This is a genomic window from Amycolatopsis sp. NPDC043889 (genome assembly GCF_056435645.1).
Genome location: NZ_JBWKEC010000001.1, coordinates 516,397 through 530,815, shown reverse-complemented (window position 1 = coordinate 530,815; position 14,419 = coordinate 516,397). Strand labels below are relative to the sequence as shown.

Genomic DNA, 14,419 nt, shown 5'->3' with positions numbered 1-14,419 from the left:
CAGTGACGACGGCCGGCGACGACAGCGCACGCCTCGAAGCGCGCAATGCCGCCATGAAGGACCAGGTCGACACGCTGCTCGAACAGTTCGAGCGGCAGACGGCCCAGCTCCGGGACGCGCAGGAAGCCGCTTCGCAGACGTCGGCGACGGTGGTCTCGCAGGACGGCCTCGTCCGCGCCACCATCGACGCGACCGGCACGCTCGCCAAGCTGGAGATCCAGCCGAACGCCTTCGAGCGCACCAATCCAGCGCAGCTGGCCAACACGGTGCTGACGCTGGTCCGTCAGGGATCGCTGCAGGTCAAGCAGCAGGTCGCCGACCTGATGGCCCCGATCACCGAAGGGCTGCCGGACCTGTCGGACCTCATCGAAGGCGCGCCTTCACTCCAGGGGCTGATGCCGGCGATCCCCGACTTCCTCGCGGAAGAGGAGGAGACTGCCGCGCCCTCGAAGTCCGACGAAGACTTCGACGCCCCGCTGATGATCAAGGACGACGCCCCGCCGCCGCCTCCTCCGCCCGCCCCTCCCGCGCCGCCGACGCCGAAACCGGTTCCGAAACGGGTGCGTCAGCAGGACGACGATGAGGAAGAGCCGCCCTCGAGCTGGCTGACCAGGGGGGTCTGATGCCGAACGGTGGGGGTGGAGCCGGGTTCACCGCGGATCCGGAAGCGGTGAAGACGGCCGCGGCCAAACTGGGGATCGCGGCGGACCAGCTGGACGAAGCGGGCAAGGAACTGCTGGCCGCGATGAACTCACTGGGCCAGTGCTGGGGCAACGATGACGCGGGCAAGGAGTTCGCGAAGGACTACGAGCCCGGCGCGCAGGGATCGTCCGAAGGGTTCGCGAACGTCGTCGAGGCGCTGCGGGGCATGCAGCACAACGTCGAACGGTCGATGACCGCGTTCACGAACGCCGAGGAAGAGATCAAGTCGACGCTGGACAAGAAGGTCTAGCGCCGTGGGTATGGAGATGCCCGACGCGGTCAAGTGGCTCTTGCCGATCGTCGTCGGGGAGAGCTGGCCCGAAGGCGACGAGGACAAGCTTCGCGAACTGCGCGACGCCTGGCACAACGCTTCGAAGGCGATTCAGCCGATCGCCGACACCGCGACCAAGGGCGCCACCGAGGTCCTGGGCGGCTGGAGCGGACAGGGCGCGGAGAAGTTCGCCGAGGCCTGGAAGAAGTTCGTCGAGGGCGACGAGGCGTACTTCAAGTCGCTAGCCGATTCCTCGAAGGCACTCGGCGACTCGTGCAACGCGACCGCGCTGGACGTCGAGTACACGAAGTACATGATCATCATCTCGCTGGTGATCCTGGCCGCGCAGATCGTCGCGATGATCGCGGCCGCGGCGGTGACGTTCGGCGGGTCGACGGCCGGGATCGCGCCGGCCCAGATCGCCACCCGCATGACCGTCCAGATGATCTTCCGGCAGCTGATGCAGAAGCTCGCGCAGGAAGGCTTCAAAAAGGTCGCGAAGGAACTCCTGGAGAAGCTTCTCAAGGAGGGCCTGAAGAAGATCGGCAAGGAAGTCCTGCAGAACACGGCGATGAACCTCGCCATGGACGCGGGCATCCAGGGCCTCCAGATGGCCAAGGGCGACCGCGAGAGCTGGGACTTCAGCAAGACCAAGGATTCCGCGATCAGCGGCGCCGTCGACGGCGTGGTCGGCGCGGGCAGCAGCAGCATCGGCAAGGGCGCCACGAAGGGACTTTCCGACAGCGTCGGCGGCCAGATCGTCGACAGCGCGGCGCGCGGTGCCGTGCGCGGCGCGGCCGAAGGGGTCGCCAGCACGGTCGGGCAGGCCGCCGTCACCGGTGACCTGGACAAGCTTTCGGCCAAGGACGTCCTGATGGGCGCTTCCGGTGGAGCGGTCGGCGGTGGTGTCGACGGGGCGAAGAGCCAGATCGGCGACATCAAGGCCGCGAACACGCCAGGCGCCTCGGCGGGCGACGGTCCTTCCACGCCGGATGTGGACACCGGGGATTCCGGGACGCCTTCGGGCTCTTCGGACTCGGGCTCTTCGTCCGAGTCGCGCTCTTCGTCGGACTCCGGCTCTTCGGACTCGGGCACTTCATCGGACTCGCGCTCTTCGTCGGACTCCGGCTCCTCGGACTCGGGCACTTCATCGGAGTCGCGTTCTTCTTCGGATTCCGGTCCCTCTTCGCGGTCGGACTCTTCCTCGGATCCGGCACCTCGGTCCACTTCGGACAGTCAAGCGGCTTCGAGCCGCGGTTCGGACGGCTCCGCTGATCCGCAGCCGCGCTCCGAGAGCGGTCCGCAGCGTACGGCGGACAGCGACCGGGTCAGCCAGTCCTCGACGCAGGCCCCGGAACGTCCGGCCGACGCCCCGGCGAACACCGGTGACGGTCAGCGTCCGGCGCAGACCCACCAGAACGCGCCGGCGGCCGCCGCCGACAACGGATCCGGTCAGCAGCAGCAGGCCGCGCCGGGTAATCAGCAGCAGGCACCCGCCCAGTCGCAGGCGCCGGCACAGACACCCGCGGCGAGCCCTGCGCCGAGCCCGTCACAGGGACCCGCGTCCAGTCCGGCGCCGAGCCCGTCTCACAATCCTTCGCAGTCCAGCGCGATGCCGCCCGCCGCTTCCTCTTCGACAGGTGCGCCGTCGAGCTCGGGCGGGTACGGCATGGCGTCGAACCCGGGTTCGAGTTCGCCCGCTCCGTCGGGTGGGTACGGCATGGCGCCGGGCGGCAACCCGCCCGGCAACGGGCCTGCCCCCGGCGGTTTCCCGCCGCCGGGGCACGATCCGTCCCGGCCAGTCCGGCCGAACGACGGCGTCCAGGCCGCGGGTTTCGCGGGCAACGGCGGACCGCAGCAGCCGCGTTTCGACCAGCCGCCCGCCCCGATGCCCTTCCAGGGCCAGCAGCCGATGCAGCCGCCGCCTCCGGGTGGTTTCGCGCCGCCTCCGCCACCGCCTCCCGGTGGTGGCCCCATGCCGCCGCGAGGACCGCAGGGGCAGCCCGGTCCGATGGGCCCGCGTCCGCCGCAGCAGCATCCCGGTCAGGGTGGATATCCGCAGGACCGCGGGCCGCGTCAGCGTCCTCAGCAACCGCCGCAGCCCCCTGGTCCGCAGGGTCCGCCTCGGCCGCCCCAGGGGTATCAGGGCAGGCCCGGACCTGGTCCGGGCCCGAACGGCGGGGTCCCGCCGCGTCCGCAGACGCCTCCGCCCGGTCCGCCTCCCGGCAACCGCGGTCCGGCGGGCTATCCGCCGCCGCCGCCGCGGCCCCAGCATCCGGGCAACGGCCCGTTCCCCGGCAACCGCGGCCCCATGCCGCCGCCTCCGCCCGGTCACCACCCCGGCCGGCCGGGGCCGGGGCATCCGGGACAGCAGCCCGGCAGGCCGATGCCGCCCGGCGCCGAGCCGCCGCGCTTCGGTGGTCCGCAGCGTCCGCCGCAGGTCCCGGGACCGCGCCCGGGCCACGACGGGAACGCGGGTCCCCAGCAGCCGCAGCGTCCGCAGCAGCAGCCTCCGGTGCGGCCGGTGGAGCACGCGCCGCAGCAGGCACCTCAGGACCGCGGCGGGAACGACCTGCCCAAGGACACCGAGCTTCCGAAGGACGTCGAGGCTCCCAAGGACACCGAGGCGCCGAAGGACGCCGACGCTCCGAAGGACACCGAGGCGCCCCAGGACGTCACTCCCGACGACAGGACCACGGTCGACGAGCCGTACCTGACGGATCCGAAGTTCCACACGGACGATCCCGCCGCGTACCGCGCGCTCGCCGAGACGCAGATCGACAAGCGCGGTTTCGACAAGGACACCGGGGAAGCGCGGAGCGAACAGGTCCGCCGCGAAGGTCTCGCCAAACGCGACGCCCACGAAGATCCGCGCGTCAAGCAGATGTCGGATCAGGGTGCCTACGCGGTGCACAGCTACACGCGCACCGACATGGCCGAGCGGATCACGCACGCCCAGCGGCACGGCGGCGCGGAGCTGGAAGCGCTCCGTCCGCACATCGAGGCGATCACCTCCGGCCTCAACGAGATGCCCGCCTACGAGGGTCTCGTCTCGCGGCGGGTGAACTTCAACGGCAACGAGAGCGCGATCCGGGCCTTCCTCGAAGCGCACGCCAAGGGCCAGGTCATCGTCGACCCGCAGATGCTGAGCACGTCGCGGGTCACCCCCGAACATCCGCACAGCAACTTCCCCGGCGAAGTCGAGATGCGCATCCAGTCGAAGACCGGACGCCATATCGAAGACCTCGCCTCGAAGAAGGAAGAACGCGAAGTCCTGATGAAGTCGGCGACGCAGCTGCGCGTCACCGACATCAAGATGGGCCCGGGGCATCCCGAGCACCCGCACTACAAGAAGCGTCTCGACGACGGATCGCCCAACGATCTGCCGAAGTGGATCGTCGAATGCGAGGAGGTCGTCGCCGGTGACGACGGCCATCTGACGACGGACCAGGTCCAGCAGAAGGTCGCCGAACGGCGCGACTACAACAACGCCGTGCAGGAGCGGCTGGCGCAGGAAGCGGCCGAGCAAGAGGCGCAGCTGCGCCGCGATCACCCGGAGCTGTTCCAGGGCCAGGGCCTCGCGGGGCTCGAAACCAAGCTGGCCGACGGCAAGGGCGGCTGGATCGACGCCACCGACGCCCCGGTCCGGGACGCCCCCGAGCCGCCGAAGGAGCACGCTCCCGACGGCGGCTGGTCCGAGCTGGCGAAGCCGCTCGAAGAGGGCGGGACGCCGGTCATCCACGCCGGTTCGACCGAGACGCCGCACCAGCAGGTCCGGCTGGTCATGGACGAGATCCCCGCGATCGGCGAGGCCAACACGCGCAACTACTACGCGCCCGAGTCGTGGAAGGACGGCTACCAGACGAACTCGGCCGAGGCGCTGGTCGCGTTCGAAGACCGGATGAACGGCGGCGACTCGGTCGCCGCGCCGTCGACCGGCGGTTCACCGCTGCAGCACGTCAGTGACCGGCTCGGCGGGCAGTGGTCTGATCGGAACGGTTTCGCCGACGTCGCCCGTGAGCTGGGCGAACGTCCGGTCGGCGCGCGGACCGCGGTGGCGTTCGAGCATCACGCCGCCGCCGATCCGAACGCGCCGGAGGGCTCGCCGCGGTCCAAGGACCGGATCGAGACCCGGATCGTCGCCGCGGTGAACACGCCGCACGGCGTGGTCTTCGCCGACCCGATGACCGGGCGGCTCGCGACGCTGCCCGACGATCCGACGTCGATCAAGGCGATGCCGATGGGCGGCGGCGATGCCCCGCACACGCCGGAAACGCCGCACACCGACAGGTCCGCCGACTCCGAAACCCCTGTCCAGGAACAGGCGCCCAAGACCGAACTCGACATCGCCGAACGCCTCAAGGGCCCGGAAGAAACCCCGACGCGAGTCGACGAGAGCTACCTCTCCGACGAGAACTTCCGTGGCACGCCGGAGGATCACAAGACCCTCCGTGACCGTTACGACAGCGCCGAACTCGCCGAACAGGCTCGCGAGAAGGCGCTCAAGCGGCTCGAAGCCAGCCCGCTGAAGGACCGCGTCTCGCCTGAGGCCGCCGAAGCGATCTACTCGTACTCGCGCGAACACGCGTACGCGATCAACGACGCGAACCGCCGGGGCGAGTCGCACCCCGACTTCGAGAACGCCCAGCGCAGCACCAGGGCGATCGTCGGCGCGCTCAACGAGCTGCCGGACTTCCACGGCGAGGCCATCCGCGGCATCGACACCAAGGGTGACATGCGGGCCGCCGCGATCATGGCGGCGCACTACGAACCCGGCCAGACCGTCCCCGAGCCGACGATGACCAGCTCGACCATCAAGACTTCGCCGGACACGAAGTCGAAGTTCGGCGAAGACGTCGAGATCCACATCGTCTCGAAGACGGGCAAGGACGTCTCGTCGCTCGCCGAAAACCCGCGCGAGAACGAGGCCATCAACAAGCCGGCCACGCAGCTTTACGTGCACAGCAAGGAGTTCAAGACTCCGCCGCTGGTCGACCGGCCGAAGTGGGTCATCCACGCCGAAGAGGTCACTCCCGGCGACCCGCGCTACCTCGACCCCGAGACCGCCAAGCAGAAGATGGACGAACGGCGGGCCCGGCACGCCGCGGAGGCGCCGGAACTCGCGCGTCTGGCCCAGGCGCAGTCGATGGCGCGCCTCGGCGGCTTCGACGAGCCGCAGACTCCGCACTTCTCCACGGAGAACCCGGCGGACCACGGCGTCACGGACGTCGAAAAGGGACCCGAGTACGGCGACCAGCCCGCTCAGGACCACTCGGCCACCGACGACACGCTCGAACTGCCTGCCCCCGAGCGGGACTACTCGTCGATGGCGGTCGCTACGAACCCGCCGAGCGAACCGGCGATCCACGCCGGTTCGGCGAGCCCCGCGCAGCAGGCCGCGTACATCGCCGACCGGCACCCGCGGCTCGGCGAGGTCAACCCGCATTTCAACGACCCCGACGCGTTGGCGAACGGCTACCGCTCCAACTGCACCCGCACGCCGGGCGCGTACATGGACCGGCTGAACGGCATCGACTCGACCGCCGATCCGCTGCTCGTCCACGAGATGGACAGCCGCGGCACGCTGGAACACGTCGAAGAGCGGTTCGGCGGGGAGTTCTCCGGTCGCGCCGACTACGACACCGTCATCCGCGAGATGCGGGGGATGCCGACCGATCACCACGCGGTCGTCGCCGTGAAGTACCTCGACGAGAACGGCGTCGAGCGAGGGCACGTCGCGATGGTGGCGAATACGCGGGACGGCGTCGCGTTCATCGACCCGCAGTCCGGCGCGCTGATGAACCTGCCGCAGCCGCCGCTGGGCGTGAAGCTGATGCACGTCGGCGTCCCGGAAGGCCCGGCCGCTCAGCCCGTCGACCCGCGGATCGCGTTCGCCAGGGATGACACGCCCGACGTGCCGCCGTCGAGGATCGGGCCGGACGGCCGTCCGATCGTGACGCCGCCACACGACGCGGGCTACGGCATGGCCCACGACGAGCAGCCTCCGGGCGACCGGGCCGATGGCGAGCGGTTCCTGAACGATCCCGAGGTCGTGGCCGCGGTGGACGGGCTGGACCCGGACAAGAAGCGGGCCGTCCACGAGGACGAAAACGGGGTCAAGCACGACGTCGGGCCGATGCGGGACTTCATCCGCGAACATCTGCCCGCGCATCCGGAACTCGTCCGGCTGATGGAGCATCCGGACAACGCGTACCTGCGGGCTTCGCTGCTGAACAACCCGATGACCATCGGCAGCCTGCTGCTGCACCCGGAGGCCATCCCGATCCTCGAAGACGCCCTGCGTGACGTCGAGGAACGCGGCTACCAGATGATCGACGACGTCCGTGAGGACGGTCCCGGCGACACTCCGCTGACCCAGGAGCAGCGGGATCTCGCGAACGCGGCGGCGGATATCGCCGCCGACGTGGAGCCCGGCGATCAGTACCACGCCGGCTTCGATCGCGCGGACAAGGGCGATCCCGGGAAGATCCAGGAGTTCCTGGACGCCGAGCGGGAGGCATGGCCGCGGAATCAGGGCGACCTCAACCGGATCGCCGAACGGATCGCGGCGGAGAACAACGGTGACGCGTCGGGCAGGCCCGGTCCGAAGGACGACGACCGCGCGAAGGCGAAGATCGCGGGTTACGACGGTGACGCGTCGAAACTGACCGACCTGGTGGGCGTGAAGATCCAGTTCGACACGCTGGCCGACGTCTACAACGCGCTGAACGCGGTGATGGACGATCCGGACCTCCGGATCGTCAGCTTCGACGACCGGTTCGCGAATCCGCAGGACAGCGGGTACCGCGATCTGCAGATGAACGTCCGGCTGCCGAACGGGCACGTCGCCGAACTGCGGCTGCACCTGAAGCACATCGACACCGTGTCGGCCTACGAACACGCCTTGTACGAGGTCCGCCGCGACTTCCCGACGTACAACCGGACACTGGACGAGAACAACAAGAAGCGGTTGTCCCCGGAACAGGCCCTGCTGGAAGCCGCGTTGATGGACCGGGTCCGGGAGAAGTTCATGGCCGGTCTCCGCAAGGGCCTGCCTCCTGAGGAGAACACGTGATCCAGACGCCGTCCTTCTACACGTACTTCGGGAAGACCTACCGCGTCGAGTCGACCCCCGACGGGGGCCTGACCGGTTTCCTCCTCAACCTGAGCACCGGCGAGTTCGACGAGAAGCCGGAGCACGTGCGTGAGGTCATGTGGGCGATGGCGAGTTCGGACATCAGCAAGGTGTCCGAAGAGAAGTTCGTCCAGGAGACCGAGCGCGCCCGTGCGTACGAGCTCAAGGGCGGCGGACCGATCTTCGCGCTCTACGAGACCATCGACGGCCTGTACGCGCAGGCCAAGCGCGAAAACCGTCGCGTGGAACCGCAGGAATCGGCCTTGATCAAGTCGCTGCGCGAACGCACCTTCAAGATGTGGGAGGACGAGCTGGCCCGCCGCGCCGCCGGTGAGCCGCCGTCGTTCCGGGCGGAACCACGTTTCCCGAACCGGGCGCGATGATTCACGTGGAACAACTCACCCCCGAACAACAACGCGGGCTGCTGATCGAAATCGGCAAGCTCATCCGCTCGGGTGTCGCCGACGCGGCGCATCCGGCTGTCGCCGATTTCCGGCAGGCCGGGGAGCACACCGAACTCGAGGGCCACAACTGCGCGCCCGCGCCCGAGCTGAACGATCTCTTCGGCAGGCTTCGCACCGGCATGTACACGACCGGCCGGGGGACCTGGTTGCAGTCCCGGTTCACGCTGAAACCCGACGGCACCTTCGACTTCGACTTCACCCTCGACGACGAGCCGGCGTGGATCGAGCCACCGGGGACTTCGGTGTACCCGGACGAGCTGGCCGCGTTCCCGCGCGAGGACGAGCACGTCCCGGACTGGTGGCGGCTGCGCGCGCAGCTGCCGTTGCGCGTCGAGTTCCGGCACGCCCGGATCGTCGACGCGTACACCGAGGGCGAGCCGCCCGTGGTGGACAGACCGGAGCTCGACGAGTCCGAAGCGCCGCTGGTCGCGCAGTATCTCGAGCGTGAGCCGGCGATCCTCTCCGGCAGCGGGCTCGGCAAGGACATCTTCGATCCCGAGGCCGACGGCGACGTCCCGGAGAGCTACCACACCGACGGCACCTGGATCTGGCACGCGTCCGTGCCGCACTACCTGCGGAAATACGGGATCCCGCCGGAGCCGGACCTGGTCGAGCACATCCGGAGCCAGCGGTTCCAGCCACCGTACGTCGAGCACCTCGTGCGGCGGACCGCGGAAGCGGATCTGCTCGGCAAACCGCGGCCGAAACCGGGCCGCTCCGACGTCAAGAAGACCGAGGGTGACATCGCGGCGGAGCTGGAGACGTCGCCGAATCCGGCACTGACCGACGAAGAGCTCCTGGTCGTGCTGGTCAGCAGGCTCGGCGAGCACGCCGTCTGGCCGGAGGCCTACCGCATCGGCGACCGCGCGGACGGCGCCTGGTGCCTCAACTTCACCGAGAAGGGCTGGGAGGTCGCGGCCTACTCGGGCGGCGCCCCCGTGTCGCCGAAGTACTTCGACAAGCTCGAAGACGCGTCGCATCAGCTCCTCGGCGCGGTTCTGCTGCATCCGGCGAGGATGACCGCCGGACACGAGACGCCACTGGAGACGGCGAAGGAACTCGCCGACTGGCCGGTGCGGGCGGCGCCGGGTGAGCCTCCCCTCACCTTGCTCCGCAACAAGCGCGTGAGCCGGATGGTCGCCGGTACGGTCGTACTGCGGTTCGGCGAGGAAACCGGCAATCTGGTTCACCACGGAGGGGTACGGTTCGCCACGACGTCCCTGCCGCTGGAACGGGAGCGTGTCGGTGGGACCTACCGGCTGCGACGCCCGCTCCACGTGATCATCGGTGTCACCGTCCCGTGGGCGAACATGCCCGGCGGGGCGGTGGCCTACGTGCTCCCGAGGACCATCGCCGAGCACGTGTCCGACGGCAGCCTGGAGAGGATCGAGTAGGTGGAATCGGCGGAAGCGGTAGCCAAGGTCGAAGAGTGGCTGCGCGCGGTCCACGGTCCGGACGTGTCCGAACCGGGCGGCGCCGGCCTGCGCGTGAACCACGAGAAGGTCCTGCGCATCCCCGAGGGCTGGTCTGTCCCCTACAACACGATCGCCTTCCTCGACGAGGGTCATGCCGAGAAGGAGATCTTCCCGCCGCCGTCGGTGATCGTCCGCGAACCGGACGGCGAGCTGCGCCAGGCGCATCCGCAGCCCGGCGGGCTCAGCGTCCCGGTCGCGTTCCCGGGCCAGGAGGCCTGGCGCGAGGTCGTCGACCCGGAGTACGCCAAGGCAGGGCTCGGTGACCTCGGTGTCCCGCCGCCGGTCGTCGCGGGCTGGGTCAAGGTCAACGCGGAAGGCGTGCAGACCGGGGAAGAACGGGAGAACCCGGAGTACAAAGCCGGTCCGGTCCGCCGCGGTTACCCGAAGCCCGAGAACAAGCTCGAAACGCTGCTGTCGTTCGCCAGCGTCGGCTGGCTGACCAGGGAACAGCTGCTCGTCGGGCTGCTGCGCTGTGAGGTCTACGTCCCGCTCGACCTGGCGTCGGGCAAGACGGAGCGGTTCTATTTCAACGAGGAACGCGCCGAGCTGAGGGTGTTCAGCTCGACCAGGAACCTCCCGCCCCGGGAACACGGGTACTGGAAGGTCGACATCGCCACCCTCGCCGGCTACGAAAGCCCGCCGAACCTGGTGATCAACGGTGGTCCCGCGACGTTCGAGGACGTCAGCGGCGCCGAGCTCGCCGAGACCGCGCTCCGGTTCCCGCGCCGGGGCCCCGGCGTCGACGTCAACGAGCGCTGCCCGGAGGCGGACCCGGAGCTGGAGGCGCTCGCCGCCGACACCGCCGCGAAGATGGGCCTGTCCGAACCGGTGAAGCCGCCGCTGGCCGCCGCCGAACGGGCACGCCGCCGCGGGTTCGAGCTGAGTACCGAAGAGTGCCAGAAGACCGTCCTCGGTCAGTCGTGGCTGGCGCGGCTCCGGCAGCCGGAACCACCTCGCGGCCGCCCGAACGACCTTCGGGCGAACGGGCTGGCGCCCGCCTACGACAACGAGGGGCAGATCCAGCCGCGCCTGGACACCTTCGGCAAGTACTTCGAGCGAGACCGTTCCAGCTCGCGTTACGGCTGGCAGCGCGTCACGGGCGCGTACATCGGCTTCGCGCTCGGTGAGGCGCTCGGCGCGGCCGTCGACCGGATGCGGCTCGACGAGATCCACAACACCTACGGCCCCGACGGGGTCACCGATCTGCCGATCGCGTTCGACCTGCCCGGCCGGATCGGGCCGCTCACCCAGCGGCTGCTGTTCTACACCGAGGCCGTGATCCGCAGCCCGCATCGCGAGCAGCCGGAGAACCGCGACGCCGAAAAAGCGCTCGGGACGGTCGCGCGCAACTCGCTGATGCGCTGGCTGCACACCCAGGGCGCGCCGCTGGACAACGCCGACGGCTGGCTCGTCAAGGTGCCGGAACTCCGCGTCCGCCGCACTCCCGACGACGCAGAACTGAACGCCTATCACGCGCTGGCGACCATCTCGCCGACGGCGATGCCCATGAGCGGACCGGACGCACTGGTCGCGGCACTGCCGGCGGCGATGACCGCGGCCGGGCCGGGGAGCGCGATGAGCGGCGGCGTCCGCCAGGCGGTGCGCGACCTCGTCGCGGTGACCCATCCGGGCGAGGTCGACGTCGAAGCGGCGACCTACCTGACCTGGCTGTTCGAACCCGCGCTGACCTCGGAGGCGTTCAGCTACCCGATCTGGAACACCTCCCGGGAGATCTTCAGCGACCAGAACCCGCACCAGCGGGGACCGGTCTGGGCGGATCTCAAGGCGATGATCGCGGAATCGGTGCCGTTCTTCGGCAAGCACGGCCTGCCCGATCTGCGGGTCCCGGAGCTGATCGGCGACGGCAAGGGCACGCTTTCGGTGCTGGGCCGCGCGTTCGCGGCGCTGTCCGGTTTCGAGAACTACCCGGAGCAGGCGCTGCTGCGGGCGGTCAACCACTCGGGCCGCAGCGCGATCACCGGTGCCATCGCGGGCGCCCTGCTCGGTGCCCGCACCGGCATCCCGGGGTTGCCGCAGAAGTGGGTCGAGCAGCTGGAACTGCGCTACCTGGTGGAGAACATCGCCACGGACGCGTTCTGGCACTTCGACCGCCACTCGGCGCTGCACGAGGTCGACGGCTGGGCCCAGCGGTATCCGCGCTGGTGAACGGAATGGGGGGCGGAGCTGAGATGGAGTTCGGAAAAGCGACCGAAGGCGTGAACCCGCCCCGGCCGAAGGCCCCGCTATCGCGGTGGCAGGACGCCCTTTCCACCACCGTGACGTGGACGACCAGGCAGCGTCCTGCCGACGTCGATCGCGGACGCGGGTTCACCGACAGGCAATCAGAATGGGGACGATGAACGAAGAGGAAGCCGTCAGCCGCGTCGAGGAATGGCTGGCCGGCCGAGGCGGGGAGGGCACCGGCGCGTTGCGGGTCCGCCGCGACTACGTCGTGCGCGCGACCGACGGCTGGAACGTCACCTACAACACCGTCGGCTGGCTCGACGGGACCGATCCCGGCGCCGGTCTGTTCCCCAGCCCGGTCGCCTTCGTGCCGGACGACGGCGGCGAGATCCGCCTCGACCTGGAGCTGATGGCCGTTTCGGCGGCGGGCGGCGACAGTGACGCTTTCACCCGCTGGGCCGAGGTCGTCGATCCCGAGTTCGACCCGGACGCGGTCCCCGGTCTGCCCGTGCCGAAGGCGGCGATCCTGCGCTGGGAGCAGCACACGCTGTACGGCGAGCCGACCGGCGCGGTCCGCGCGAACCCGGAGCACCGGCCAGGGCCGCGGTTCTCCGGCCGCCCGGCACCGGAAAGCCCGGTCGAGACGCTGCTCGGTTACCTCCGCGTCGAGTGGATCACGCCGGAGGAGTTCGTCCACTGGATGCTCGACCTCGAGGTGCTGGCCCCGGCGAAGGACGGCCACCTGCAGGTCCGCGACTTCGGTGACGCGGGCGTGCGCTTCGTCGTCTACACCTCCGAGGCCCAGATCCCGTCGGAGTACACGGTGTGGCAGCGGGTCCAGCCCCGCGTGCTCCTGCGCCGGGCCAAGGACAACCCCGGGGTCGGGCTGCTGGTCAACCCCGGCCGTCCGGAGACGTTCAACGTCTACCCGGAGACGCTTCGGCAGGTCGCCGACCTCGACCTCCCGGCAGGCACCGAGCGCCCCGAGTCCGTCGGGCGCCCCGCGTACTTCAGCGGGGAGTACGAAGGCGCCGCCGTCGCGAACCTGCGGAGCCTCGTCGACCAGGCCAGGGACAACGGCTACCCCCTGAGCAGCGAAGAGCTCACCCGCTACGTCCGCGCCGCGACGCTGTCGTTCGAGCGCTCCCGGGCGAAGTATGACGGCCGCCCGCTGCCGGAACTGCCCGAAGACCTTTTCGCCAACGGCCTCGTGACGCACTTCTACGACAACGGCGAACCGCGCCCGAGCGCTTGGACCTTCGGTAAGTTCTACGACCCAACGCTTCCCGTCGGCAGCTTCGCGTACCCGCGGCTTCTCGGCGCGTACGTCGGCTTCGCGCTCGGAGACGCACTGAGCTCGGGCGCCGGTCCCGCCGACGGCTTGCCGCTCGGCGGGCTGACCCGGCAGCTGCTGTTCCACACCGAATCGGTGATCCGCGGCCTGGACCCGACCCCGGACAAGCCCGAGATCCCGGCGTCGCTGCCCGCGGGCGGACGGCCGGACGGCTGGGTCGCCAAGGCCACCGAAGGCGCGGGTCCACCCCCCGCGGAGTTCTCGGCCATGCTGGCGACCGCGCTCGCCGCGACGGTGACCGGCGGGGTGCAAGGCCCCGCCGACAGCACGTTCTACGCGATGAAGGTCGTCCGCGAACTGGTCGGATCCGCGGCGGGGCACGAGGTCGTCCACGGCGCCGAACTGCTGGTGAACGTGTTCCGCGCCCAGCTCGCCGCCCGGAACGGCGAACCGGCGGTCGCGAACTTCCTCGAAGGCTTCGACGAGTACAGCGGTGAGGTCGGCGAGCTGGTCAAGACCGTGCTCGACCTCAGGAACGACATCGGCGGGGACGACGTCGAGCAGTTCGACAGCATCGGGGACGGCCGGACGCCGCTTTCGGTGCTCGGCCGGGCGCTGTTCGCCGCCGCGAAACGCGGCTACGACGCCGAAGCGGCGCTGGCGCTGGCCGCTCGCGGCGGCACGGTGACCGCGGCGCTGACCGGGGCGATGGTGGGCGCCAGGCTCACCGTGCCGGGTCTGCCGGAGTCCTGGCTCGCCGCGTACGCCGACCTCGGCGTCGTCGACGCCATGGCGGGCGACGCGTATTACTACTTCAACCGCTTCGGCCTGCCCCGCGAGCCCGAAGAGCGGCGGCGCTGGGACGCGAAACGGTATCCACGAGGAGATCAGTAG

7 protein-coding genes are annotated in these 14,419 nt (G+C 70.0%); all 7 read left to right on the top strand.

Features of this window, described 5'->3' with window-relative positions:
- Positions 1-2: 2 nt before the first annotated feature.
- The 7 genes from AC0685_RS02685 (at position 3) to AC0685_RS02655 (ending at position 14,419) form a co-directional block, all read left to right on the top strand.
- Complete coding sequence (locus tag AC0685_RS02685; protein WP_478223935.1) at positions 3-623, top strand: YbaB/EbfC family nucleoid-associated protein; 621 nt, start codon at positions 3-5, stop codon at positions 621-623.
- Positions 623-952, top strand: coding sequence for a WXG100 family type VII secretion target (locus AC0685_RS02680; protein WP_340685748.1), 330 nt, complete (start codon positions 623-625; stop codon positions 950-952). Before AC0685_RS02685 ends, AC0685_RS02680 begins: the two co-directional genes overlap by 1 nt.
- A gap of 10 nt (positions 953-962) precedes the next feature.
- Positions 963-8,048 carry a WXG100-like domain-containing protein gene (locus tag AC0685_RS02675; protein WP_478224445.1) on the top strand — a complete coding sequence of 2,362 codons (7,086 nt, stop codon included), beginning with the start codon at positions 963-965 and terminating at the stop codon, positions 8,046-8,048.
- Positions 8,045-8,491: a hypothetical protein gene (locus tag AC0685_RS02670; protein WP_478223934.1), complete on the top strand. Its 447-nt coding sequence runs from the start codon at positions 8,045-8,047 to the stop codon at positions 8,489-8,491. The genes AC0685_RS02675 and AC0685_RS02670 overlap by 4 nt, the downstream gene beginning before the upstream one ends.
- A gap of 5 nt (positions 8,492-8,496) precedes the next feature.
- Positions 8,497-9,966 (top strand): TNT domain-containing protein, encoded by a 1,470-nt coding sequence (locus AC0685_RS02665; protein WP_478223933.1) that lies wholly within the window; start codon positions 8,497-8,499, stop codon positions 9,964-9,966.
- Positions 9,967-12,213, top strand: a complete 2,247-nt coding sequence (locus tag AC0685_RS02660) for an ADP-ribosylglycohydrolase family protein (RefSeq protein WP_478223932.1) — start codon at positions 9,967-9,969, stop codon at positions 12,211-12,213.
- A 190-nt stretch (positions 12,214-12,403) separates the two neighbouring features.
- Positions 12,404-14,419 (top strand): YrhB domain-containing protein, encoded by a 2,016-nt coding sequence (locus tag AC0685_RS02655; protein WP_478223931.1) that lies wholly within the window; start codon positions 12,404-12,406, stop codon positions 14,417-14,419.